Source organism: Paenibacillus mendelii (genome assembly GCF_024498075.1).
Classification (GTDB): Bacteria; Bacillota; Bacilli; order Paenibacillales; family Paenibacillaceae; genus Paenibacillus_Z; species Paenibacillus_Z mendelii.
Genome location: NZ_JANHOF010000006.1, coordinates 315,664 through 340,809, shown reverse-complemented (window position 1 = coordinate 340,809; position 25,146 = coordinate 315,664). Strand labels below are relative to the sequence as shown.

Here is a 25,146-nt window from a genome sequence, read left to right as displayed (position 1 = left end):
CGCCCCCTATTTGATCCCGGAATGAACCATCGTATTCATAACCAGCTTCTGGAACATCAGGAAGATTAATATCGGAGGAAGCGTCATTAAGAACGTACCGGCAGCCAGCGCCCCCGTCCGCGCAACAACGCCCGGTCCCCCGGCCAGCGTCTGGATCGCCAGCGGCAGCGTCTTCATCGACTCGCTCGTCGTGAACACGAGCGCCGAGAAATAATCATTCCAGTTCCCGATGAACGAGAAGATGATTAAGGTTGCCCAAGCCGGCTTACTTACTGCCATAACGACCCTCCAGAAGATCTTCCAGTCCGATGCGCCGTCGATATGAGCAGCCTCAATCAAGGCATCGGGAATTTGATCGAAGAATTGCTTCATGAGGAAGATGTTGAAGGCCACGGCGATCTTCGGCAGAATTAACGCCCAATAGGTGTTGACCAAGCCTAAGCTCGATACAATCATATAGGTCGGAATTTGCGTCACCTGCGGCGAGAACATCAGTGCAGACAGGATAACAGCGAAGATGAAGCCGGCACCAGGGGGCTTGAACTTGGATAGTACATAGGCCCCCAAGCAGCATACGACCAAGCTGGAAAACACGACAGCAACAGAGACGAACAAGCTATTGAATATGTACCGCGAGAACGGGACGATGGAGCTGTCCGTCGCGGTTAGCAGATCAAAGAAACTGCGTAAGGTCGGCTTCTGTACGAAGAATCTCGGCGGGTACAGGAAGAGCTCGTCGAGCGGTTTAAAAGCCGTCGAAACCATATATACGATAGGCAGGGCCGTAAATCCGACCAAAGCGATCATAAACGCGTATAACAATCCCCTGTTGAAGCGGGCAACAAATTTCGTAAAGCTCATCGTCACGTCCTTTGGCCCCCTTTATTGATCTTTGGACGATAATAATCGCATAACGATGCGGCCTAAGCCGAGCGTCACTAAAAACAGGAAGACGGCAATGGCCGATGCGTATCCCAGCTCGAACCGGATAAAGGCATAATCGAACAGATGCGCAATAATGGTGTGCCCCGCATAGTTCGGGCTTGGCATGCCGGAGATGGCTACGGCAATGTCGAACACCCCGAAGGCGCCCACGATGGCATTAACCGCGCCGAACAGCAGCTGCGGCTTCATCAGAGGCAGCGTAATATGCCACAGCTCCTGAAACCGGCTGGAGATCCCGTCAATGGCGCCCGCTTCATACAGCTCGGGCGATACATTCTGAAGCCCTGCAAGGAATACCAGGAAACCCGTTCCCATGCTCATCCACAAGGAGACGACGATGATGACCGGCATGATTGTATCCGGATCCGTATTCCAGAGAATCGGCTCGCTGATCATGCCCCAATTCAGCATCACATTATTCAATAACCCGTAGCGGTCTCCGGAGAATATGTAGAGCCAGACGATCGATAAAGCGATTCCGCTCGTAATGGACGGAACGTAGAAGGCCAGCGAGAAGATCATCTTGGCCTTCAAGGTATTGATCACCCACGCGAGCATAAAGGATAAGCAATAGCTTAGCGGCCCGGCGATGACAGCAAAGATAAACGTATTCTTGAGTGATGTGAGAAAGATGTCGTCTTCCAGAAATAAGACGCTGTAATTGGATAAGCCTACCCACCTCGCCGGTTGAAGCATGTTGTAATAGGTAAAGCTGAGATAGACCGACTGCAGGACGGGAATGACCGTGAAGACGATGAAGAGAATGAGGAAAGGGCTAAGAAACAAATAACCGAGTACAGCCCTCTTCCTCGTATTAGTCATTTTGAAACGACTTACCTTCTCTGGTGCCAGCTGAAGCGGCCTATTAACCTCCACGCTGCTTTGCATACTGCTCCTCCTTCCGCCGCCCCTAATTTTTCGGAATGAACCCGAATTCCTTCTGTTTGGCGTCAAGCTCCTTGTTAATATCCTTAATGCCCTTCTCCAGCGATTCTCTAATATTCATGCCGCCCAGAACGACGCGGTTCCAGGCATTATCGATGTTCCGACCCGTGAAGTATCCACCGAGCACATACGGCTGCTCTTTGTAATACTTCCATTGGTCCTTCAATGCCTTGAGGTCGTCCTCCGGCCATGGCAGCTGCGATAATGCGTCCATATTCGCCGTATTCCAGCGGGCTTCAACGCCGAGCAGCGCCTCCAGCTCTTGGCCGAACTGCAGCTGGATCTCCGTACTCGTCCACCATTTCAAGAATTCCCAAGCTTCCTTCTGACGTTTCGATTGCTTGAATATGGCAACGGATTGCACCGCTCCTCCGGTCGTACGGTCAATCGTGTTATCGGGCTTCTTATGACCGGGAGACGGAGAGACGCCCCAACGTCCGATAAGTTCAGGCGCTGCCGTTGAGAGCTGCACATAGGTGACATAATCAACGATCCCGATCGGCATTTCCCCCGTACGAAACCGGTTGAAGAAGTTTGCCATTACCGGAAATTTATAATTGGTATACAGCTCCGTCCATTCCGTGAAGGCTTGGAAGGCTTCCGGCGAATCCAGCGCCGACTTCGTTCCGTTCTCCTTGTAGTACTCGCCGCCATTCTGGTAAAGAAATGGCATAAACCCAAGCTGCGTGATCGGGTAGGACATTTGCATCCCGTTCTGCTGCAGAATCGGCAGCATCGCGTAAACTTCGTCCCACGTCTGCGGGATGCTGACGCCCAGCTCCTTCAAGATATCCTTCCGATAGACCAATAAATTGAAATCCTGCGTTTCCGGCAGCGCATAGTTCCCGCCATTATACTTAAAAGGAATTAGCGAGCCCGCAAGGAAACGTTTGCTCACTTCTTCGTAATCGGGAAACTGCGTTAAATCGACAGATGCATCCCGAATCGCAAACTCAACGGGCAGATGCGCATCGACGCCAGTTGCCACATCCGGCGCTCTGCCGGAGCTTGCCGCCAGCAGAAGCGTATTGACGGAGCCCGAGTTTAATTGGCCGGCCGGAAGTGTATTGATGTTAATGCGTATGCCGGTTTTAGGCGTAAAATCTTCTTCCGCCATTTCCTTCATAATTTCCGCCCACTCTTTGCCCCGGGATACCCAAACCTCGATAACCGGTTCCGTTTCCCGGCCCGTCTCTTTGTCATAGACGCTGCCTACGCCCGTATAATCCTTCGTGAAGGAAGCCATGAAATTTTTGAACGTGCTGACGGATTTTTGGAATACATTCGACTTCACCTTCGGATATTTCGTATCCGGAGAGCTGACCAGGATGTAATCCAGGACAAGCGGCACATTCTGCAAGCCCATCAGCAGTGTGCTCAAGCTCGTTTGACTGTTGCTGAGCTCCGATAATTGTCTTGGTATAATGTCGGGATTGCGGATCATTTTCTCGAATGTATGATTCATCATCCGCAGACTGTTCACGGTGCTCGGTTCAACATCCGAGAGGGCATTGAGCGCATCCATCTGGACGAGCAAACCGTCCGCAATGATCTTCAAGTCGTCAATAAGTGTTGGAACCTTCTTGCCCAGCTCGTATTCGAAGTTGGGGTCCGGAGTCGGTCCCGTGACCATAATAATGCGTCTGTACAAATCGGAGAGCCTCTGGGTATCAGCCGTCAACGCTTCAATAATCGATTGATACGGTCCGACCTGGGCGATCATCGTAATCACATGCTCGCCTTCCGTTAAATATAGAAGCATCGGGTCGGCTTCACCCGTTTGTTCATTGTCTTTATGCAGCGTTTCAATTCGCCAGTTGCGCGAGTAGGAAAAGGGGTACTGTTCCAACTCTTTGAACGGAACCTTCCCATCTATAAGAATTTGACGATAAGACGGAAGTCCATCGCCCCACCATTGTCCAAATTTCAGGCCGATCTTGTACAACCCGTCCTTCGGAACCGAGAACGTCCATGATGCCTTCTGACCGCCTTTCCTCCAGCGCCAGTCGCCAAATGCGTTCAGCCGGATTCGTCCATCGCCTGCCGGCTCCATCAATGGATCGCCGTTCGATTCTCTGCGGATCGTCGGATCGGATTTCATCGGATTATTCTCCGCTTGCACTTTCACATTGACCTGCTGGGAAGGCTTATAGCCCTGCTCGGTATAGGTTTGTTCCATTTCCGCATAGCTTGGCAATTGCTCCGGTGCCGTTAACCGGATCTCGTCGATCGCTATCGGTTCAACCAAGTAATTCATTCGAATGACATGTTTACCCGCCGTCAAATAAAATTGGAAGGGTTCCGGATATAGACCGTTCCCGTCCGCGACCGAAAGGTCCAACCATTGCGGCTTCTCGATTTGCTTGGGTCTTACATCATCTCCCTGATTGTTTTGGGCCGGATCACCTCTATCGACCCAGTTGCGGAAGAAATAGATACGCTGCGCCTCGCGAAACGGACTTTCTCCGTCAATAAGCAGCTCCCGTTGAATCGGCAGCCTTTTTCCCGACAACGGATAATAGCGTAAGGCAAGATTGTAAAGACCGTCCTGTGGAACATCTACCGACCATTCCATCCATGGGGTCGTGCTGTCCCATACAAGTGCGGAAAGACCATCTACCGTTTCCGTGACCGGCTCCGTGCCTCCGAATGCCGAGTGCTGATCGGCCTTCATCACGATTTCCGGTTGATCGGCCGGCTGATAGCCCTCTTTCTTATATCCGGCTAACGTTGTTGCATAAGTCGGTTCCAAAATACTGTTAATCGACAGTTGGTCATTCGCCAGCGTAACGCCTTGATTCTGATTGCGGTCCCGCAAACGTTCGTTGGCATACGAATGAAAGCTTTCACCGAAGGTCATCGATAGAATAAGAAAAGTGATCGATATAAGTATGACTTTCTTCCACTTTATTGCATCATTCCAACGCCATTTCAAGCACCGTCACCTCTTTGTCGTTCAATTCATCAGGATGTCCCTTATGCTGCGCTTATGTGTTCATAGGAAGGGGGCAGGCTGTTCCTGCCCCTCTCCTTATTCAAGCCGTTTCGCCTTGATCATTTGGATTCTAGTTTTTTGAGCTCGTTATCCACATTCTTTTTCACTTCATCCAGCAGCTTCTTCGGCTCGCCCTTTCCATTCAAGGCCAAGTCCTGTACGCGGAAGGTTTCATCCCACAGCTTTTGACCTACAGGGGTAACGGGGCGATAATGCGCCACAGGCATCAAATCGACAAATACCTTGAGCTTCGGATTATCTGAAATCTTCATTTCGTCATTAACCGCCGGCATAGCCGAAATATCGTTGCCTGCATCCGCCCGCTTGGCCCAGAGCAGCGTGCCTTTATAACCGCCGATAAACTTCATGAGCTCCCATGCTTCCTTCGGATGCTTGGCTCCCTTCGGCATGACCCAGGAGTGGCCGCCCGCCCAAGTCGTTTGAGGATATCCGTCCGCGGAAGGCATCGGTGCTACTCCCCACTCGAATGTCGGCTTTACTTTTGCATTGCTGGTCAAATCATTCAAGATCCAGTTGCCGTCCACAACGAATCCAACCTTGCCCGTCCAGAACGGATTGATGCCGGTTTTGCCCATGACGTCGTTGAATTTATTAATTTTAGCCATGTCGTACTTTTTGGCGTAGCCTACCATCCACTCGAGCGCTTTCACGATTTGCGGATCGTTTGGCGTTAATTCCTCGCCCTTCATCCACTCCCCGCCGAAATTCCAGCTTTGCGTGTACAAGTAGGTTTGATTCATCCAAGGAATGAAGCCGACCTGTTCATAGCCGCTGCCATTGGCTGTTTTCTTGAATATCTTCTCCGCCATCGAATCCAATTCTGTAATCGTTAGCGGCGGCTTCTCCGGATCAAGACCCGCTTCCCTCATTAACGTTTTGTTATAGTAAATCGCCCGGTTGTCCGTACTCATCGGCAATGCATAGAGTTGATCCTTGTAATTCGCTTCCGCCCAGGGGCCGGGATAATAATCGTCAGCGCTTACTTCGTCATCGATATCGACGAATTGCTGCAAGCTCTCCAGTGAGCCTTTAGCCGCCCATTGTCCGACCATGAAGCGGTCGAGAATGGCTACATCCGGAGGCGTACCGCCGGCAATCAGCGTCGTCAGCTTGTCTGTGCCCCCTTGGTCGACGGTATATTTCACTTTAATATTCGGGTGCTCTTTCTCAAATTCGCTAATGACGAGCTTCGTGAAATCCGTCTGGAACTTGCCGCTCCAGCCCCAGAGCTCAAGCGTTACTTTCTCCCCGCTGCCCTTGTCCGTATCGCTGTTCTTTGCCCCAGTGTCCGTGTTCTCTTTATTCGTGTTGCCTTCGCTTGTTATGTTATTCGCACCCGGCTTGTTCGTTCCGTTCTCTCCATTCGAGCCCCCGCAGCCTGTTAATACCAAACATAACGATAGTGCGGCTACGAAATACTTGATCATTCCTTTTTTCAAATATAGAGTGCCTGTCCTGCTCCTTTTCTCCACTTTCAAGCCTCCCTTTAACTAGTTTTTAATGGGGATTCGCAACACTTTCTTAGTGTAAACGCTTTTATAGGAGGCGGTAATGTGACTAACTTTGTATTTAGTGTAGTATTTTTGCTTCATAGCGTAGGAGCGGCGGACACCATCCTCGGGCGGCGCGATTGCCTATAGACACAGCAAAAAGAGTGCCTATCATGAGATGACAGACACTTCTACGATTCTATTGAACACCTTGCAAAGGCAGCCTTCGTCTAGCGTTCTCCAGCCATGACCTGGGCCAGCTCGACGTCGATGCTCTTCTTCATGGCATCCAGGAGCTGCTTCGGGTCGCCTTGCATATTGATGGCTAGCTTCTGCACACGATACATCTCGTCCCACATGTACCCGCCCACTGGCGTAACGGGACGAATATGAGCCTGCTCAAGCAAGCCCGTGAAGACCTTCAAATTGTCCTTCTTATCAAAGCCAAGCTGTGCATTCACTTCCGGAATACAGGTCAGGTCATTCTTATTGGCTGAACGGCCTCCCCATAGGAGCGAACCCTCTTTGCCCGCAATAAATTTAATAAACCTCCACGCCTGATCTTTGTTCTTCGCTCCTTTGGGTATAACGAAAGACCAGCCTCCCGACCATGTAACCGACTGGTCGCCGCTTTCTGTAGGCATCGGCGCGACCCCCCACTCGAAATTCACGGATTCCATATTATTCAGCAGCCAATTGCCCTCGTAGACAAACCCGACTTTGCCGGCCTTGAACGCATTTCCCTCGGTTTGCCTCATCGTATCCAAGAAGCTTACCAGCTTCTTCGAGTCATATTTCCTCGCATAGCCCTGCACCCACTCCAAGGCCTTGACGATTTGTGGATCGTTAGGCGTCAGCTCTCCATATCTCTCCCATTCCCCCCCGAAGTTCCAGCCATGCGTATACAAGAAGCCTTGGCCCATCCACGGTATGAACCCCACTTCTTTGTAAGCTCCATTGCTGTCTTTCTTGAACATTTTCTCCGCCATGGCGTCCAGCTCGGCGATGGTTGTCGGGGGCTTGTTCGGATCGAGACCGGCCTCCTTCATCATCGTTTTGTTATAGAACATGGCACGGCTATCCATATTCCATGGGAGGGCATAGGTTCTGCCATTGTACTGCGTCTCCGACCAAGCCCCCTTGTAGTAAATACTAACCATGTCATCATCCATCGCATAACTAGACAAGTCCTCAATCGACCCCATCGCTGCCCATTCCCCTACTAGAAATCGGTCAAACATGGCTACATCCGGAGCTATGCCTCCTGCAATGGCCGTTAACAGCTTATCGGATGCTTGTGAATTATCCGAATTCTCAACGAAGGTCATTTGAACTTTAATATCCGGATTCGCCTCTTCGAACGCCTTCACGACCGTTTCGTAAAATTCTTGCTGAAATCCGCCAACCCATGGGAACCAGAAACTAATCGTTACCGGAGCTCCTTCCTGCTTCGAATGGCTCGCAGCATTTTCTTGTATATTCGTGTTATCTTCCCAATTGGACATGTTTCCTCTGCTAGCACAGGCGTTCAATAACATGATTACGGCTATCATGAGAACAAGTGTGAAAAGAACAGGCTTCTGCATACGAATCAAAAGCTCTTTCATCGTTTCCTAACCCCTCCTTTAACATTCTCGTGTAATCATTTTACACATGCCAACACACGGAGTTATTCATTCAACTGACATGCTGGGCATGATTTCTCTTTAGGAGCGGAATCGTCATCGTAACCTTGGTTCCTTCCCCATAACGGCTTTCAATCTCAATCCCATACTGCATGCCATAAGCAATTTTTATTTGCGAATTAATATTTCGCAGCGCGAAATTACGGTCCTCTTCGGGATGATCCCCACGCAGAATAAGCTTCAGCTCCGACAGCTTATCCGGCTCAATTCCCGCGCCATCGTCCGCCACCACGAACTTCAGGCAGCTGCCATCCTTCATAAACGCGATATCGAGCCGTCCCTTGCTTGACTTTTTCTCCAGCCCATGATAGATCGCATTCTCCACAATCGGCTGAAAAATAAATTTAAGCACCTTATAATCCATCAGTGATTCGTCTGCATTCACGTGGAGGGAAAACTTATCCTGGTACCGGACCTTCTGGATCATAATATAACTGTCGATCAGATGCACAACCTGGCTGATCAGCACCTCATCCTTGCCCTCATTGAGACTTAGGCGCAAATACTTGGACAGCCCGAAGATCATCGTGCTGATGTCATCGACCTTATGGATGCGGGCAATCCAATGTACCGAGTCAAGGGTGTTATACAGAAAATGAGCATTAATCTGCGATCCCAGCATTTTTAGCTGAATATCCTGTTTCAATAGCTTCTGCACGTAGAGTTCATTGATCAATTCCTTAATGCGCGCAACCATCTCGTTGAAATGAATGAACAAATAGCCGAATTCATCCTCACGCTTGTCCATGACGCGAATGTCAAAATCGCCTTTCTTGGCTTTACGCATGGCATGAATCATCTTCTGAAGCGGCCGATGAACGGTAGACGCGATAATAATGGCAAACAAAATACCGATACAGGAGAACACAACGCCAAGCGTCAGCATGTACCAACGGATATTTTTGGCTTCCTTCATTAAGTCGGAGCCCCGCAGCATGCCGACTAACGTCCATTTATTCGTTTCTAACCGATTGTAGACCACCAGCGTCTCTTCCCCCTCCATGGATTGGCTGGAGATTCCCTGGCGCTCCTGATTTAAAGGAACATCAAGCATGCTGGATAAGAGAAAACCATCCTTATCGCCAATAATCCGGCCCGTTTCATCGGCAATGACATTCATGCCCGACCCGTCATAATCGATTTCTGCTAGCATACCCATGATCTCGGCCGGATCGATCTCATATAACAGCACGCCAATGATTTCGCCGCGGCCGCTTAGATTTTTCTGAGTTCGGCCAAAGCTGAATACGGGCTGCGAGTTTGGACCAGCTACTAGGGAAGGAACGATCCCAAAGTAAACGACTTTACCGTCGGCCTGACGGATTTGTTTATACCAGCTTTCTGTGAAGTGGCCAAACGGATATGGATTATAGACCGGGAAGGAATCCTTGGGCGAATAACGATAGGAGAAGCCGTTCTCGCTCAGCAAATAAATATTATTAATATCATTCCTGGAATTAACCAGATTAGATAGGAAGGCTGTATTGGTATTATTGTTCTGAATGCGCTCCGCCTCATTCTTGAAATCTCCTATAAGCTGCTTCTGAATATCCCTATTCCCAACAACGAGAAGGGAACGATCCTCATATCCTTCGAGAAGGATATCGAGCCGCTTACTCATTTGCTGGACATTCTGCAGCACCATGCCTCCGATTTTGTTCTCCATCATCTCCGAAGACTTATCATAAGAGAGGTAACCCATCACCGTAATAATAACTAACATGCTTGCCACATAGAATCCAAACACCTTCATCCCAACAGAATTGAACTTGATCTTTTCGATGAATGACAGTCTCATGATGTCCCTCTCTTCTATGCTCCGTAATTACGATATTGGGCAGGCGTCATCCCTTCCCACTCCTTGAAGGTTTTAACGAAATGACGAAAATCCCGATAGCCTACCCGGTCTGCCACCTCATATACCTTAAGAGGCGTCTGCTCGAGCAGCTCCTTCGCTTTCGAGATCCGAATGCGAATGAGATAACGGCTGAGCGGTTCCCCGACCTCTGCATGAAATACCCTGCTGAAGTAGGAGGGGTTCAAGAATATTGTTTCTGCAACATGATTAAGGCTGATGCCGAGGTGATAATTTTCGTGGATATAACGCAGAGCGGTTTCAATCGTGCGTTTCTGTGCAAAGGAAGAAGATGTTCCTGTATCCTTCATCAGGAAGGTATTCATGATCATTCTTTTCCAATCGCTAATCGAGCACCGGTAGAGCTGCAGCTTGCGTTGATACGTAATCGCATAAGGCTTCGAGAATTCCTTTGTTTGGCACAGCTCCTGCCACTTGAATAGAAGAATACCGATATGCATGTTCATCTCGCAGCGAACGGCAAGCACCGGGGCATGTTTGATCAACTCTTGAAGCAGCCTTGTTTGTTCATCCAGCAAATCGGATAATTTGTCTGCGTCCATCAGCTTCATGGCATGAAGAATGCGATTAGACAACGCAGAGTCAAGAGAGTCCGCTTTTATGGAAGGAAGGGGAACGCCTCCAGCTACAGACCCGGCTTGTCCCATGCTTGATGACAGGTAATTCATATGTGCTGTTGGCAATCGATCCGCCGCGGATCCGCTACCAACAGAGTGGTTATCCTTGCATGCTTCACCGTGCACGCGGCCAGGTCCATCAATTAAATAGCTGACACTTCGTGTAAGCGCTTCCTTAAAGGAGAATGAAAGCTGCGTCCGGTCCCGAATACTGCTGACTCCAATGCTGATTTGAATGCCCAGAACCTGCTGTGCATCTTCAATGACGCGTTTCTCGCAGCGATAGAAGTCCTCACACGAAGAGCCCTCCTGCTCCCAAGGTGTGGCAATAAGCGCTACATCCGCAAAATCATTGTCCTGCAAAGGACAGGCCACGCTCCGTACACCCTCTGCAGACATGATTTCCTCCATGAGGTTGCCCAGTGCGTATCTCATCAGTGAGCATCCATTCTCGTTCATCTCTCTCTCTCCCCACTCATGAACGACGGCTGACAAGACGGTCAGCCGGCTCGGATCCAAATCAATCCGCAAGGCATCCCATTTGGTCTGCAGCTCATACTCTGCAATCGGATGAGACAAACACATTTCCAGATGCTTCTGCTTGGCGAGGGGCAAGCTTTCTCGAACATGACCCGACAGCTCTTCCAGACGTAAGTCCGCTTCTCTCTTCTGTCTGATTTCATGGATGCAGCGCTCGATAATTTCAAGTAATACGTTCTCCTCGATCGGCTTGAGAATATAATCGAACGCCCCCAGCTTGACCGCCTTCTGAGCATAGACGAAATCGCTGAAGCCGCTAATGAAAATAACCTTTGAATCAAGTCCCCGCCTCTTCATCTCTTCAATCAATTCCATACCATCCATGGCGGGCATCTTAATATCAGAAATAATAATGTCCGGAACATTCGATTCGATTAGCTCCAGCGCCTTCCATCCGTCCTCGGCGTCACCGATAAATTGGATTCCGAGAGCTCTCCAATCAATAGTCCGCTTCAGGCCTTCCCGAATCCAAAGCTCGTCATCGACTACCATGAGTTTGATCATTTTCAGTGCCCCCCTGACTCAATTGTCATTCCATCAACTAGGCTTTATTACCAATCTTACAGAAGCGGAGGAAGTTATATAATGTTTTTATTTTTGGATTAAGTGTATTATCTTTACTTCGCCTTCACCTCCTTACAATTTCCTTATATTCAAAAAAAGGACATGGATATTATTATACATGAGATATGTGTTCATGAGATTAACAGGTAAATACAAGTTCAATTCGGCCCCAAAGTGTGCGTAAAATCAAAAAAATCACCTATAATCTGTAAGATATACCCCGTAAAATGGTATTCTTCATGATTATTGAGGTGATTTTAAAATTTGAATCAGTTGTTTCAGAAAATTTTCATAACATCCTTAACAATAGAGACAGCCTCGGCTTCAAGCTTTTTCGCTTGTTGAAGGCACGGGACAAGCCGATCGGCCTGTTCCTGTGTAACCGGTTGTCCAAGATGCTTCGCCCCGTCCCAGTCCTGAGACAGGATGTCCAGCATCATCGTACGATACAGCTTCTCGATTTCATCGAACCGGTCCGCAAGATCAGCTAGGCGCGGTCGTTCCCCCCAGGAATCGGCCAACTGGCGAATATTGGGCTGCCCACATTTTGGCCTCCGCATATACCGAGACGTTGTACCGCAGTCCGAACGGGTTGAAGGAAGCGCTGCTTAAGGCATGAATCCAAATCTTGCTGATCCGCGGTAAGAAGCTGACCTGGTACTGCGAATGAATGATCGGTGTAATAGTACCCTTTACGCTTCGGGCAGTAGTCGAGCGGCGCTCCAAGCGAATCACGCAAGTACTCCACATCCCGCAGTGCCTGGCGCCTCGAAATTTCAAACCGCTCCATCATTTGTTGGATGTTAGGATACTGCCCTTGTCTTACTCTCGCATCAATCCACTGAATCCGATGAAGGGAAGCCAATTGATCCACCTCCGAAATAGTCCGCACATTCTGCCTATATTGCCAATATTCTTAGCTATACAAGCTATGCCTTCCGTTCTCTATACAACAAGGCTCTTACAGCGAAACGGGGCAGGATTAATTGTCTTTTCCATCTGGATGGTTGGTTGATTAGCCGGAACAGCCACTCCATATGGAATTTCTGCCACACCCGCGGCGCCCGCCTCACTTTTCCAGCGATAATATCCAGACTCCCGCCGACACCCATGGCTATTTTCGCATGTAGAATCTCTTTATGCTTATGGATCCATCGCTCCGCATATGGCGCACCGAGGGCAACAATCAGAAAGTCCGGCGTCGCTGCCCGGATCTCTTCGATAATTTTCACTTCTTCTTCCTCATTAAAGAAACCGTGATGCCGGCCTAGAATGGATACGTTGGGGTAATCCCGGCGAATCCTCTCTGCGGCTTGTTGACTCGTAGGCTCGTCCGCACCCAGGAAGTAGAACGACCACTTCTCTTGATTCCCTGCCTCAAGCAGCTTATATAGAAGGTCGCATCCCGTAACCCGCTCCGGCAGATTGCCGCCTCTAAGGCGCGATACCATGACGATTCCGATCCCATCCGCAGTGACAAGCCCGGCTTCATCAACAATGGAACGCAGCTGTTTATCATGCTGGCAGGACATCACGATTTCCGGATTCCCCGTTACCACATGGAACAGCCCGGTTTGCTCCTTCTCAACGACTTTACTAAGCACCTGCACGCTTTGGTCCATCGTCATCTTTGGAAAAGGTATTCCCATTATACGTGCTGCATTCTCCATAATAAGAAATCCCACCTCCAGCTTATGTACCCATATCTTAGCATACGGGATGTGGTTCATCTATCATACGTTGAAGACTCATGGTAAATGAGGAAGTAGTTGACAAAAATTATATCGTTACAGTAAACTGTAACACATACACTAAGATGTAACACGATCTGATATGTGCAACCGAAAGGACTGTCGTCCGATGAACAGTTATACCGCCAAACAACTTGCCAACCTCCTTCAACAAGAAGATCCCAAGATTAATTTGAGAACCATTCGATACTATACCCAAATTGGGATGCTCCCGCCGCTAGAGCTGGTCGGCAACAAGAGAGTCTATACGGATCTTCACATGCATTATTGCCGTGCGATTCTCACCCTGACCCGAACAGGTGAAACCTTGGCATCCATTCAAGAGAAATTCCAACAGCTCTCTGTGGAGGAAATTGAGAAAATCGGCGGCCAGCTTCATCTCTATCAGCCGAGCCGAATTCTGGCGAATGAAACGCTACAAATTAGCGAGGATGTCATGCTCACCCTCAGTCCCAATATTTCGGCTGAAAGGAGACAAAAAGTCATCGATTCCGTCTCCCAGGCATTAAGGGGGGATCATCCGTGAAGGTTGTTGTTAAACTAGCAAAGTCGATCATGGAGAACGAGGAAGGGATGAATCACCTGTGGATTCAATTCACTGAGGCTGTTCATGCCCGGGCAACTTCTGCAGAATTACATGTGCAGCTTCCTGATGGCATCTATCGGTCACGCAATCTCAACGGGTATGTGGAGAACGAATCCCAGCAGAGCATTGCACTCGATCTGTCCAAGGATACGGATATCTTAATTGAAGTCTTCACCCAAGAAGCACTCGATTGTGGCGAAGCCATCATTACGGTCACTCTCCGCATCGGAGAGAATACGTCGATTACTCAGGAAATCCCTCTTCACTTGGCTAATGAAGATGAGATGGATGAGCTTCTACTTGATGAACAAGTTATTACACGGCTCAAGGAGCTGAGTCATGGCCACGGGCATTCAGCTGAATCGAATCCGGATTTTGTTGTATACGAACCAAGAATGATCGATTCAGGGAAGAATGCATTCTCCTACTTGGTTGAGAAGTATCGCGTGGATTATTAACGGATGGTGAATATTGGATAGAGGTGAGATCTATGGATAATGAGCAAGCAGCGTACACGGTTGAATATCAGGACAACTATGGTGTGTTGTTTTATGCAAATGTGAAGGCTTCTCATGCAGGCGATGCGAAAGAGCAGATTCTTCAATTGCATCCGGACGTACTTATACGCGCGGTTACCCGAGTTGCGAATGATGAGGATGCCAGTGCGAATAAATAGTATTGAAGAAAGACCGCGCAAGTTCTGGCGGTCTGCTTCTTACAGCTTTTTAGTTAGGTACAGGGCAATATCATGATCGATGACAACCGTTTGATCCTCTGCCACGTATTGTTGATGACAATAGATCCCTTTCCCATCCGGAATATAACCACGTTTGACATACATCACCTGGGCTGGCCCATAATCCGCGAATAATCCAACCCCAATGCCTACCGTACCGGAACGTTCGCTAGCACGGCCTTCGGCTTCATCCAGGAGTATGGAACCAATGCCGCGTCTCCGATATTTGATCAGGACGTTAAAATCATTAATTTCCGGGATACGGTTCTCCCGAAAAGCTGGATAGGAAGAGCTCCAGATGACGTTCACATAGCCCGCAAATTCGCCATCCGCCTCCGCGATCAGAGTGACGCGTTCACCATTACGCTGTTCTTCCACATACCTGTGATAAAGCGCCTCCGGCTTCTCCCAGCCTTGACGCTGAAACGCCTCCGAAATCATCTCCGGATCGCCAGCTTCGATTAATCGTGTCGTAATATTCAATGCCAAAACCTCACTTAATCCGGTTAATTAATAGAGGATGAAAAAGTTAATATCATACTCTAATTCTTTGAGATAGTTGAACAGCTGCGCCCGGTGATGGTACGTATGGGTAGTTATCTCCATTAACCATTTCATTTGCAGTGCGGCATGATCCGAATAGAACGCCTTGGTCGCCTTGTTCAAGAAGTCATCATCACTTAGTGAGTTCATATACGCCTTGAGCTGCTCATAGTTTTTTTGCATAATCTCACTTAGCTTAGCTGCATCCTTAATGCCCTCAAGCTCTTGCTCGATTTGGTTGACCTCATCACCAGACTTTTCTTGAAGAATCGCCAAATCGGTCGCAGGAATGGATACCAGGTGATAGACAAGCTCTACCACTGTGCGCATATTGCCTTTGGGTTGGAATTCCCAATCACTCTCTTTAATTAATTGTATTAATCTTTGGGTGGTGATCACGCCATGCTCTAATTCCTCCAGCATCACATTGCGAATTTGTGCAACTTCACTCATTGATCTCATCCTCTCCGATTAGGTACGACTAAGAACTCCATTTCATTATTCCAGTATATACAAGTCAACAAACCTGTCCAAGTGCCAGATGGCTTGCTCGGTATAGAAGGCCGTATCCTTTCATGGCTCTGGTTCGTTTACAAGGTAGCAGCGCTGTTTCTTGAATATGCTATTATAGGTTAAACAGCACAACAATTGATGTGACAAAGGAGTGGGATATCATCATGCTCAGCGGCTTACAGGGTCAAGAAGTAACCATTCACTTTCTAGATGGAACAAGCGCACGCAGCGGCACGCTCGAAGAGATCGACGCCAATTTTGTTAAATACCGCGATGAATTTCAAGTGCTTTACATTCCGATTACCTCGATACGATCGGTCTCTGTCGAGACTAAGGAACGCCAACGTCCTCGTGTAGGTTTCTCGCAATAATCCGCAGCACGCAAATCTAGAATACACCTCTTCTTATGACAAATGGAGCCTAACGTGCTGCAAGCGTCACTCAGAAGAGGTGTTTCTGGCGTGGCATACACGCCCCAACCGACCGGCATATCCCTTATAGAGCTAGGTTCTTCTTAATGGGCAAGAACTCTCTGTCCAAAATCGAATAATAGCTCTGATCCGTCCATTGATTCCGCCACAATAGTTCTTCCTTGAACACAGCTTCTCTTGTCATTCCGATTCGTTCCATCAATGCTGCTGAGCGGCTATTCGTGGAATTGCACATGCCAACAACTTTATGTGCTTGCAGCTCTGTGAAAGCATATTTCAGTAATAGCCTAGCCGCTTCCGTTCCATGACCATAACCCGAATATTCAGGAAGGATCGCAAATCCGATTTCCCAGCTCTTTCTATATTCGATATAACTCCATATCTGTGCCAATCCAACCGGCGTTTGGGCTGTTGTTAGCTTCACAATAAAATCATGGTTGCTTGATTCCGCACCTTCCTTAATCCGATTCAAGTACTTCTCTCGAACCGCATGTTTATCGGACGGTGTATCCTCTTCGAAAAACCATAAATCCGCATCGCATTCCAATCCGGCAATGAAATCCAGATCAGCTATCGTAATCCTCGACAGCTCTATCATGCCGCCAGAAGTGACCATTCTGTGCCCCCCACGATATACAATCACATGATATCTTCCATCCTATCACAGGCATGAAGAGCGTTCTGGGCAACTTTGACTATAGCTAATTATGCCGCACAGGCCCAATTGACAACGCGTTTAGGAGTTCTTATAATTTGAGGGGTAACCATAATAACGATGAAGAGGTGGAAAGGTAAATGGAAATTTTATCAACTGTTCTAAGAAGAGCTGTGGCTTAAGACGGGAGAAGTCTGCCCTTTTTTAACAAGCCATCTCGAGAACAGTCGATATGATTTCCGAATCCTTTCTTACTCTGATGCTAGTGGGTAAGGTGTATTCGCCTTACTCACTTTTTTTGTACAAATTGGATAAGTTTCATTCTGCTGTTCTCTCTGATGGCTTCTTTATTACATCAAGAATCCAAAAGGAGAGAACGAAACCATGAGCATACTAGACGTTACGAATCTTACACATATGTACGGCGATCAAATTACGTTTCACAATCTTAACTTCCGCTTGCTGAAAGGAGAGCATGCCGGATTAGTAGGTGTTAACGGCGCCGGAAAATCCACCTTGTTCTCGCTGCTTACTGGAAAGCTGCTGCCGGATGAAGGCCACATTGAATGGGCTTCACACATTCAGGTTGGCTTCCTGGAGCAGCATATCGAGCTGCAGGCCGGCACGACGATCCAGCAGTATTTGCAGCGGGCGTTCCTGGAGCTGTTCGAGATGGAACACCAAATGAATACACTCGCGGAACGAATGGCGGATGCCGGCGATGAGATGGACTCCCTCTTAAGAAAATACGGCGAGCTTCAGACGAATCTCGAGCATACGGGCTTCTACCAGATTCAAGCCAAGATCGAGAACGTGGCGTTCGGTCTCGGCTTGGGGGAGATCGGGCTGTCCAAGGATGTAAGCAAGCTAAGCGGCGGCCAGCGAACGAAGCTCCTTCTAGCCAAGCTGCTGCTGGAAGAGCCGCATGTGCTTTTGTTGGATGAGCCAACGAACTATTTGGATGCGATGCATATTGAATGGCTCACGGATTATCTGAAACAATATGAGCACGCGTTTCTCGTCGTCTCGCATGATGAACGGTTTCTGAATGAGATCACGTCCGTAATCTTTCATCTTGCCCATCAAACCATCAAGCGCTACACAGGCAGCTATGTGCAATTTAAGAAGGAGTACGAGCTGAGCAAAGTCCAGCTGCAATCGGCATATGCCAAGCAGAGTCATGAGATTAAGAAGCTGGAGACCTTCATTGATAAGAACCGCAATCGTAAGGCAAAGCAAGCCAAAAGCCGGCAAAAAACGTTAGATAAAATCGTTCGTGTAGAGATGCCGGTCAATGCTCCCAAGCCGCGCTTTAAGTTTCACGTCCAAGGAAGCAACCCGGGTGCGGTGATATTGGAATCGAAGCGGATGGAGGTCGGGTACAGCCGCCCCATTCTTAAGCCCCTTTCCTTACAGGTGAGCAGGGGCGATAAAATCGCGATCATCGGCGAGAATGGTGCCGGAAAATCCACGCTGATCCGGACATTGCTCGGTAATCTCCGTCCTATACGCGGCGCATTAACGATCTCAGAATCCATGCAAGCAGCTTATTACCAACAGGAGGCTGCCGGATCAAGCGAGACACCGCTCGCCAAGGTGTGGGCCATGCGGCCAGACTTATTGCAAAAGGACATTCGGGCGGCACTGGCCATGTCAGGCCTAACCGCTGAGCTTATTCGCAAGCCGTATGATTCGCTGAGTGGCGGCGAACAAGCCAAAGTTCGGCTTACGGAGCTGATCCTCACCCCAAGTAACCTGCTTGTGCTGGATGAGCCAACGAACCATCTGGATGTGCTTGCGAAACAAGCCTTGAAGCAAGCGCTGCAGGACTACAAAGGGACGATTCTACTCGTGTCTCACGAGCCGTCCTTCTACGAGGACTGGGTGACCCATGTGTGGTCCGTTCACGATTGGCGGTAATCCATGCGCCTGGCAAACGATGCGATGATGGTGCCGCTGCGGCATATACTGCGGCGGCGCATTCATTGCTTCACTCCATCTGCAGCTTCATAATTCAATTGTCCCAAAGGAGATCGATGTTTTGCATTTACTAGCCAAGGAGACAAGCAGCTATAATGAGATTTCGGTATACGAGGCCGGCCAGTTATATGGGGTGCTCGGTAAATTCCGATTCTTGCAATTTTCCGACGATGCGGTACAAGGTGCCATGGACTTAAATCAACCACAGCGTATTGTGCTTGAATACCCGAGGGCTATGATACATCTAATGGAGCAGAATGATTCAAGGTTTGAGAATGTGTTTGTGATCGGGCATGGAATTGGGGCCATCGCGGGCCATTACCCGGATAAGCTCTTTACCGTAGCTGAAATCGATGCGAAAGTAGTGGAGCTAAGCAGAACCTATTTTAATTATCGGCTGGACAATGTTGTCACCGGTGATGGAAGACAGCTCCTGACGAATGAGCAAACGGGCAGGTATGATTATATTATCGTGGACGCCTTCACCGAGAAGGGCACGCCGTTCCATCTCACTACACTGGATTTCTATGAAATGACCAAAGAGAAACTGGATTCCCAAGGGTCGATCCTCATCAATCTCATGGGAAAAATCAAAAATGACAGGTTGATTAACGCCATACATACAACACTTGGAGAAACATATCCGTTCACGAAGGCATTCGCCCTTCCCGCAGAGAGCGGATCAGACATACAGAATATCCTTGTCATGGGCAGCAGCAGGGACATCGGCTTCCAAGCTCAGGGAATGGCTGGATTCATTGAAGTCGAATTAGATGCAGGACATATCATCAGGGAACGCGCAGCCGGTCGCCCTACATCTCAAGATGGCTCATGACTCAGCTTCCTTTCGTAGAGCTCTGATGAACCCGATTAAGGAAATTATTCATTAATAGGGGGAGTGAGATCAAGATGGGAGGATCGTCCAGCCGGGATGGATAGAGCATAACCTGTTGATGCGGAACATAGGAATGAGGCCCGACGATGATCGGCTCCTTCGAGCGGGTACGCAGCGTATGATGCGGAAGCAGGAAATCGGCAGCCTGCATCCCCCAAGAAACCGAAGTCGCCATCAGGTAATAGGTCCCTGGCTTGACGCCCGTAAAACAGAAGTCCCGCGAAGAAGAAATCAGTGTGCCATGCAAGGGAAGCCCCTCGGGTATCGGCTTAGCGAATAAGCCGATCAGAATAACACCATCAAAGGGTACAACCGTGTGAACGGTACCTTCTATTCTGGCATGTTGGCTGATAACCAAATTCGGTGTACGCCAATCGTTAAGCCGCTGTAAGGAAAGCAGCCGGCTGCTCGCATACTGCTTCGAGTTCCGAAACTCCGATGGTGTCATGCCAACCCGTTCCGTAAATCGGGTGGTGAAGGTTCCCAGACTTTGCTGCCCGATCTCCAATCCGATATCGCGAACGCTTAAATTTGTTTGCAGCAGCAAATCCTTCGCCTTCTGCAATCGCAGGGAAGACACATAATAGAGAGGTGAGAGCCCCATTCTATCCTTGAATAAGCGTGAAAAATGATAAGGGCTGTAGGAGACATGATCGGCCAAACGGGAAAGCGGCAGCGGATCGTAAATATGCTGGTGAATGTAGGCGATTACTTCATCAATTTCGGGATAACGGTGAGTCATCAATCCCACACCCCCTTCCGGATAAGAACGCTTGTTCCTGTTTATGTTACCACATTTTACATAAGTTTGGAATAACTAATTTATCCCTTCCACACTTTGCTCTCTCCAATGAATCCATTTTCTAGTCAAATCCAGCCTTGATTCAGTCGCCCTTTCCGAGTACCAACACTGCCCGTCACCCGCTCTACTCTCCAGCCCCGTGCAGAAGATTCTCATGTTAGGCCGCAACTCCTATTTACTTTCTCTCCCTCACCTGGAAGAGAGGTCCTCACTCGTTCTAGCGGTTTACATCTGCAGAAAAGCATTGCTATAGATCCAGTGCCGCAGTCGTGTTTTATCAATAATTTCCTATTAATCTTGAGGTTTTGATCTCTATTCTCTAGTATTTATTATGGACGAAATCCTAAGGAGGTACTAATGAGAATAAGAAAATCTTGGATACTGACTGTGGTACTCGCACTGTCGCTGCTCGTTCCGACGGGAGCGATGGCGGCCGGCCAAAACAATGGGCAGAGCTTTGCAGACACACGGAAGGCAGCGGAGAAGAAAGCGGCGCTGCTCACGGAAACTTATGGTACAACAAGCGTTCAATATGCACTTATCGATCAGGGCAGCATTGTCGTATCCGGTCAATCGGGTCGAAACGACGAGAAAGGAAAAAAACCGCTGACGGCGGAAACGATGTACGGTATCGGTTCTACAAGCAAGATGATTGTGACAGCGGCGGTCATGAAGCTGGTAGACGAGGGGAAAATCGATTTGGACAGGCCTGTCGTCCAGTACATTCCCGATTTTACGATGAAAGACGAACGGTACAAACAAATTACGCCCCGCATGCTGCTGAACCATTCTTCCGGTCTTGGCGGGTCGACGCTGGCCAACGCTTTCTTGTTCGAAGATAACGATACGTACGCTCACGATACATTACTGGAGCAATTAGCCGGCCAAAATTTGAAGGCCGATCCAGGTGCTTATTCGGTTTATTGTAATGACTGCTTTATATTATCTGAAATTATGGTAGAGAGAGTCAGCGGCATGGACTACACTTCCTATATTCATCAATATTTCATAGAACCATTGGGGATGTCCCATACGAAGACGCCGCTGGATCAACCGGATGCCTCCAAGATGGCAGGACTCTACTTCCCGACCTATGAGGGACAGCTGCCAAACGAAACGGTTAACGTCATTGGAACGGGGGGCGTATACTCCACGGCGGAAGACATTTTCACAAATCTTCACCGGTCAAGTCGAAGGCATACTCTCTGACGAATCAGTAGAACGGATGGAGCAAGAGGAGTATAAGAGAGGCTTATGGCCCGAAGATGCGGACACGTCATTCGGTTACGGACTCGGCTGGGACAGCGTCAACTTATTCCCGTTCGGCGATTACGGCATTAAGGCGCTTACCAAAGGCGGAGACACGATTCTGTATCACGCATCGCTCGTCGTACTCCCCGAACACAATATGGCTGCTGCTGTTCTCTCCTCCGGCGGTTCCAGCTCGACCAATCAGCTGCTGGCGAATGAAATACTGCTTCATGCGCTGAAGGAGAAAGGGTCAATTAGCGATTTCAAGCCGGAAAAGTCGTACGGCGAACCCGTAAAGGCGGATATGCCGCAGGAAATACTGAAACAAGCGGGGTTGTACGGAGCGACGAATCAATTGATCAAGGTAGACATCGGCAAAGCCGGCGAGATGTCGGTATCTTCGTTGCAAATGCCGGACTATCCGGCTGAGAAATATACGTACACGGCGGACGGTTCGTTCATGAGTGCGGATGGGAACGTGAAGGTCAGCATTGTAACGGAGGAGAATGGCCGCACCTATTTGTGGACCAGACAGTATATCTCCGTGCCGGAGCTCGGTCAGACAGCTTTGTCGCATTTTACCGCCGAGAAGCTGGAAGCCCATGACATACCGGAAGAAACGGCTACCGCTTGGAAGGAGCGCGACGGCAAAGACTATTACCCGGTCAACGAAAAATATACTTCAGTCGCGTACTTGATGATGCCCGCTGCCCGGATCGATTTGTTCAAGGAAGCGCCTGGTTATGTGTTGGACAGACGAATAACAGGCCCGAACACGGCGGCCAGCAACTTGCAAATTCCGGCCGTAAATGGCAGAGACACGATGGAATATCATTTCTACACGAACGATGGAATCGAGTACCTTGATCTCGCAGGCAGCCTATATGTGCACGAGAATGCGGTAAAACCGATCTATTACAGCAATAAATCATATGCAACCATTCCGGCGAGCGGCTACGCCAGGTGGTTCACGGTGCCCGAGAAGGCCGCAGGCAAGACGATGAAAGTGAAAATGCCCGCAAACAGCTCGTTTGCCGTATACGACGAGAAAGGCACATGTATAAACTTCTCCTTGATCAGCGGCAATCATAAGGTTGTACTGCCTGAGAAAGGTACCATTGTTTTCGCTGGCGAAGCTGGCACGAAGTATGAAATTTCCATCAAATAATGCAGCGTTGTTATAAGGACGAGGGGCTATCAACCAAGTGATTACGATCGCTTGGGAGACAGCCCCCTCGCAAACACATGGCCATGCTCGCCGACGGAGCCGGACAGATCGTTCCGTTCGAATGTATCCTGCGAAAAGCCATCATAGAAGAAGGACATCCGCAAGAGATGTCCTTCTTCTTCGTTATACGACGCAAGCTTGCACCTTGCCGGCCAGCTAACCGAGCGGCGAAGCGCTGACGATCCGGCTGTAGCCCGGCGCATTCAGCTGCAGCGGCCGTTCGGCGAAGCCATCCTCGAATAACAGCCGTTCGCACTCCAACTCCTCCAGCACAGATTCCCGGCCTTCCGTATAGTCCAGAATCCGCTCGCCAGCGCTGGAGATCCGGGCCATCAAGCCGCCGTAACGGATATCGAGCACTTCCCATCCGAACGGCTTATAGGTTGTCATCCATAGCCTCCGATGTGCCTGCCGCAATTCATTCACCCGCTCATGGAGATCAGGGAGCACCTTATGCGCGATTTCTTGCAGCGCTTCCCTATCCTTATCTCTGTACCTGGCTGCAATCTCTACGCCGAGTGTCGATTTCACGGCAAGGGTCTCGCTTAATTTCTCGTAGACGTCGAATATCTCGCTGAACGGAGAAGGCAAATGCTTCCCTGCCTCCCTCCATTGCTGCGCCATGGACGCATAATGCTTCGGAAGATTGCTGCCGCCATCGCCTTCCACATGCTTGTCGAACAGACCGAGAAGCAGGTCCTGCCAGAGCAAATATTTAGAAGGATTCGCCATGAAGTGATTCCCTTCCTCAATGCCAGGCACTTCATCCATGGCCTTCAAACCAACCAATTCGTCGAATAGATCCAAGCCTGTGCAGGTAGCGAATCTTCGGCGAAGCTTATCGTCGTCCACCTCGTCCGAATAGCCATGCTCGGCGAACAACTGCAGACCTGGAAGCATCACCAGGTGATTCGTTTCCTGGCCATTGTCCCCCCACGCCGTCGCAAGCACTTCCTTGACGCCTTGGCTCTTGCAAGCAAGAAGTGCAGGATGGGAGCTCATCCACGTCTTGCCGTAATTGGGACTCATGCTTCCCCATAAATGAATGCCTCCCGCGAACAGCGGAACCGAGCCAAATTCCTTATGCTTGTCCAGAATACGCTCATGAATGGACTGATCCCTGTTTCCGTAATCCCAATAAACGAACTGTACATCCTGCGGAATCTGCTCCAGCCGCTCCTTTGAGAAATCGACGTTCAGGCTGTAATGAAAGGCATGCTTGTCGTTCGATAGAAAATGAAAGTACATATCGCTCCAGATTATGGGCTTAAGATCGTATTTACGGGTAATCTCCAACACTTGGGTCACATGCTCGTTGATAATCTCGAACCGATCGCGATACCCGTTCAGCTCCAAATATCGCCCCAGGCCGAGCCCGAACGCCTCATCCATCCCGATATGAATCCGCTTCGACCGGAACGGAGCAGACGCCGACGCAACCATCTCTTCAATGAACACATAGGTCTGTGGTTCTCCGACGAGCAATAGATCCGGATGGTCCTTGATCGTGGACGCGTACGGCCATTTCAGCGCTTGTGCCAGATGGGCCAGCGTTTGGATGCAAGGGATGATCTCGATGCCGAATAGAAACGCGTAGTCGTCCAGCTCCTTCAGCTCTTCCGCCGTGTAGCGTCCTCTCATGTAGCCAAAATAAGGCCGATTCGGCACCTCGTACGTATCCTCCGCGTACAGCATCAGTCCGTTCAGGCCCATGCAGGCCATATAGCGAATGAACTGCTTCACCGTCGCTGGCTTCAGAACGGCATTGCGGGAAACATCGAGCATCGGACCATTAAACTCGAATCTCGGCCGTTCCTCGATCTCGAAACGTTCCCCGGCTTGCGCATGCTCGATGAATAATCCGATCGCGCGGAAGAAATGATGGGGCTCCGCAAACTCGATTCGCCCTTGTCCGTCCTGCAGGGATACACGGAGGTTCCCGCTTCGTTTCATGACCGTGACCGCTACGCCGCCATCTCCTTCTTCGCTCCATTCGAACAGACCGGTACGGGCAAGCTCCCATATTCCGTCCTTCACCTGGTCGAGATCACCATGTAGATACAATTTCATTACGCCAATACCCCCATTTCATATTCA

Annotated in this window: 22 protein-coding genes and 1 pseudogene; 7 read left to right on the top strand and 16 right to left on the bottom strand. The window is 49.3% G+C overall.

The genetic code is table 11. From position 1 onward, the window contains the following. Positions 1–6 precede the first annotated feature (6 nt). The 10 genes from NNL21_RS21050 to NNL21_RS21005 form a co-directional block, all read right to left on the bottom strand. Entirely contained in the window at positions 7–861 is an 855-nt protein-coding gene (locus NNL21_RS21050) for a carbohydrate ABC transporter permease (RefSeq protein WP_256555375.1), read from the bottom strand. Between the two features lie 21 nt (positions 862–882). Further along, positions 883–1,833: a carbohydrate ABC transporter permease gene (locus NNL21_RS21045; RefSeq protein WP_204819936.1), complete on the bottom strand. Its 951-nt coding sequence runs from the start codon at positions 1,831–1,833 to the stop codon at positions 883–885. Positions 1,834–1,855: 22 nt separating this feature from the next. Next, entirely contained in the window at positions 1,856–4,825 is a 2,970-nt protein-coding gene (locus NNL21_RS21040; protein ID WP_204819935.1) for an extracellular solute-binding protein, read from the bottom strand. Positions 4,826–4,944: 119 nt separating this feature from the next. Beyond that, positions 4,945–6,378, bottom strand: a complete 1,434-nt coding sequence (locus NNL21_RS21035) for an ABC transporter substrate-binding protein (RefSeq protein ID WP_204819934.1) — start codon at positions 6,376–6,378, stop codon at positions 4,945–4,947. A 248-nt stretch (positions 6,379–6,626) separates the two neighbouring features. After that, on the bottom strand, positions 6,627–8,003 hold the full coding sequence (locus NNL21_RS21030) for an ABC transporter substrate-binding protein (RefSeq protein WP_204819933.1): 1,377 nt from the start codon (positions 8,001–8,003) through the stop codon (positions 6,627–6,629). A 70-nt stretch (positions 8,004–8,073) separates the two neighbouring features. Continuing rightward, positions 8,074–9,879 (bottom strand): cache domain-containing sensor histidine kinase, encoded by a 1,806-nt coding sequence (locus tag NNL21_RS21025; RefSeq protein ID WP_204819932.1) that lies wholly within the window; start codon positions 9,877–9,879, stop codon positions 8,074–8,076. A 14-nt stretch (positions 9,880–9,893) separates the two neighbouring features. After that, on the bottom strand, positions 9,894–11,618 hold the full coding sequence (locus NNL21_RS21020; RefSeq protein ID WP_204819931.1) for a response regulator transcription factor: 1,725 nt from the start codon (positions 11,616–11,618) through the stop codon (positions 9,894–9,896). A gap of 338 nt (positions 11,619–11,956) precedes the next feature. Continuing rightward, positions 11,957–12,199, bottom strand: a complete 243-nt coding sequence (locus NNL21_RS21015; RefSeq protein ID WP_204819930.1) for a hypothetical protein — start codon at positions 12,197–12,199, stop codon at positions 11,957–11,959. Then, positions 12,166–12,543, bottom strand: coding sequence for a hypothetical protein (locus NNL21_RS21010; RefSeq protein ID WP_204819929.1), 378 nt, complete (start codon positions 12,541–12,543; stop codon positions 12,166–12,168). The genes NNL21_RS21015 and NNL21_RS21010 overlap by 34 nt, the downstream gene beginning before the upstream one ends. Positions 12,544–12,607: 64 nt before the next feature. Further along, positions 12,608–13,348 (bottom strand): WecB/TagA/CpsF family glycosyltransferase, encoded by a 741-nt coding sequence (locus NNL21_RS21005; RefSeq protein WP_204819928.1) that lies wholly within the window; start codon positions 13,346–13,348, stop codon positions 12,608–12,610. A 190-nt stretch (positions 13,349–13,538) separates the two neighbouring features. Between NNL21_RS21005 and NNL21_RS21000 the strand changes: the two genes are divergently transcribed. From NNL21_RS21000 to NNL21_RS20990, 3 genes are read left to right on the top strand one after another with little or no spacing between them, the layout of a single operon-like run. Then, positions 13,539–13,955, top strand: a complete 417-nt coding sequence (locus NNL21_RS21000; protein WP_204819927.1) for a MerR family transcriptional regulator — start codon at positions 13,539–13,541, stop codon at positions 13,953–13,955. After that, entirely contained in the window at positions 13,952–14,473 is a 522-nt protein-coding gene (locus NNL21_RS20995) for a hypothetical protein (RefSeq protein ID WP_204819926.1), read from the top strand. Before NNL21_RS21000 ends, NNL21_RS20995 begins: the two co-directional genes overlap by 4 nt. Positions 14,474–14,505: 32 nt before the next feature. After that, complete coding sequence (locus NNL21_RS20990; protein WP_204819925.1) at positions 14,506–14,691, top strand: hypothetical protein; 186 nt, start codon at positions 14,506–14,508, stop codon at positions 14,689–14,691. A 39-nt stretch (positions 14,692–14,730) separates the two neighbouring features. Here NNL21_RS20990 and NNL21_RS20985 read toward each other — a convergent pair whose 3' ends face one another. Next, positions 14,731–15,234 carry a GNAT family N-acetyltransferase gene (locus NNL21_RS20985; RefSeq protein WP_204819924.1) on the bottom strand — a complete coding sequence of 168 codons (504 nt, stop codon included), beginning with the start codon at positions 15,232–15,234 and terminating at the stop codon, positions 14,731–14,733. A 27-nt stretch (positions 15,235–15,261) separates the two neighbouring features. Beyond that, entirely contained in the window at positions 15,262–15,747 is a 486-nt protein-coding gene (locus NNL21_RS20980) for a DinB family protein (protein ID WP_204819923.1), read from the bottom strand. Between the two features lie 224 nt (positions 15,748–15,971). Here NNL21_RS20980 and NNL21_RS20975 point away from each other — a divergent pair, with 224 nt between their 5' ends. Further along, on the top strand, positions 15,972–16,178 hold the full coding sequence (locus NNL21_RS20975) for a hypothetical protein (RefSeq protein WP_204819922.1): 207 nt from the start codon (positions 15,972–15,974) through the stop codon (positions 16,176–16,178). 124 nt (positions 16,179–16,302) lie between these two features. On the opposite strand, the gene NNL21_RS20970 is transcribed toward NNL21_RS20975, so the two are convergent. After that, a complete protein-coding gene (locus NNL21_RS20970) occupies positions 16,303–16,854 on the bottom strand; it encodes a GNAT family N-acetyltransferase (protein WP_204819921.1) in 552 nt (183 codons plus the stop codon). 423 nt (positions 16,855–17,277) lie between these two features. Here NNL21_RS20970 and NNL21_RS20965 point away from each other — a divergent pair, with 423 nt between their 5' ends. Together NNL21_RS20965 and NNL21_RS20960 are read left to right on the top strand one after the other, a co-directional pair. Further along, a complete protein-coding gene (locus tag NNL21_RS20965; RefSeq protein ID WP_204819920.1) occupies positions 17,278–18,813 on the top strand; it encodes an ABC-F family ATP-binding cassette domain-containing protein in 1,536 nt (511 codons plus the stop codon). A 121-nt stretch (positions 18,814–18,934) separates the two neighbouring features. Beyond that, complete coding sequence (locus NNL21_RS20960) at positions 18,935–19,708, top strand: spermidine synthase (protein ID WP_204819919.1); 774 nt, start codon at positions 18,935–18,937, stop codon at positions 19,706–19,708. Position 19,709: 1 nt separating this feature from the next. On the opposite strand, the gene NNL21_RS20955 is transcribed toward NNL21_RS20960, so the two are convergent. After that, positions 19,710–20,510 (bottom strand): helix-turn-helix domain-containing protein, encoded by an 801-nt coding sequence (locus NNL21_RS20955; RefSeq protein ID WP_204819918.1) that lies wholly within the window; start codon positions 20,508–20,510, stop codon positions 19,710–19,712. Positions 20,511–20,927: 417 nt separating this feature from the next. Here NNL21_RS20955 and NNL21_RS20950 point away from each other — a divergent pair. Continuing rightward, positions 20,928–22,989, top strand: a pseudogene (locus NNL21_RS20950) (serine hydrolase domain-containing protein). A 41-nt stretch (positions 22,990–23,030) separates the two neighbouring features. Here NNL21_RS20950 and NNL21_RS20945 read toward each other — a convergent pair. Continuing rightward, entirely contained in the window at positions 23,031–23,153 is a 123-nt protein-coding gene (locus NNL21_RS20945) for a hypothetical protein (RefSeq protein ID WP_256555368.1), read from the bottom strand. 52 nt (positions 23,154–23,205) lie between these two features. Then, entirely contained in the window at positions 23,206–25,119 is a 1,914-nt protein-coding gene (locus NNL21_RS20940) for a beta-N-acetylhexosaminidase (RefSeq protein ID WP_204819917.1), read from the bottom strand. Positions 25,120–25,146 lie beyond the last annotated feature (27 nt).

What these genes read in the sequence shown, in the direction of transcription:
- NNL21_RS21045 (WP_204819936.1), bottom strand. Translation starts at nt 1,833, where the DNA reads ATGCAAAGCAGCGTGGAGGTTAATAGGCCGCTTCAGCTGGCACCAGAG.
- NNL21_RS20975 (WP_204819922.1), top strand. Translation starts at nt 15,972, where the DNA reads ATGCTCAGCGGCTTACAGGGTCAAGAAGTAACCATTCACTTTCTAGAT.
- NNL21_RS20940 (WP_204819917.1), bottom strand. Translation starts at nt 25,119, where the DNA reads ATGAAATTGTATCTACATGGTGATCTCGACCAGGTGAAGGACGGAATA.
- NNL21_RS21025 (WP_204819932.1), bottom strand. Translation starts at nt 9,879, where the DNA reads ATGAGACTGTCATTCATCGAAAAGATCAAGTTCAATTCTGTTGGGATG.
- NNL21_RS21000 (WP_204819927.1), top strand. Translation starts at nt 13,539, where the DNA reads ATGAACAGTTATACCGCCAAACAACTTGCCAACCTCCTTCAACAAGAA.
- NNL21_RS20955 (WP_204819918.1), bottom strand. Translation starts at nt 20,510, where the DNA reads ATGACTCACCGTTATCCCGAAATTGATGAAGTAATCGCCTACATTCAC.
- NNL21_RS20970 (WP_204819921.1), bottom strand. Translation starts at nt 16,854, where the DNA reads ATGGTCACTTCTGGCGGCATGATAGAGCTGTCGAGGATTACGATAGCT.
- NNL21_RS21050 (WP_256555375.1), bottom strand. Translation starts at nt 861, where the DNA reads ATGAGCTTTACGAAATTTGTTGCCCGCTTCAACAGGGGATTGTTATAC.
- NNL21_RS21030 (WP_204819933.1), bottom strand. Translation starts at nt 8,003, where the DNA reads ATGAAAGAGCTTTTGATTCGTATGCAGAAGCCTGTTCTTTTCACACTT.
- NNL21_RS21020 (WP_204819931.1), bottom strand. Translation starts at nt 11,618, where the DNA reads ATGATCAAACTCATGGTAGTCGATGACGAGCTTTGGATTCGGGAAGGC.
- NNL21_RS20990 (WP_204819925.1), top strand. Translation starts at nt 14,506, where the DNA reads ATGGATAATGAGCAAGCAGCGTACACGGTTGAATATCAGGACAACTAT.
- NNL21_RS21005 (WP_204819928.1), bottom strand. Translation starts at nt 13,348, where the DNA reads ATGGAGAATGCAGCACGTATAATGGGAATACCTTTTCCAAAGATGACG.
- NNL21_RS20980 (WP_204819923.1), bottom strand. Translation starts at nt 15,747, where the DNA reads ATGAGTGAAGTTGCACAAATTCGCAATGTGATGCTGGAGGAATTAGAG.
- NNL21_RS20965 (WP_204819920.1), top strand. Translation starts at nt 17,278, where the DNA reads ATGAGCATACTAGACGTTACGAATCTTACACATATGTACGGCGATCAA.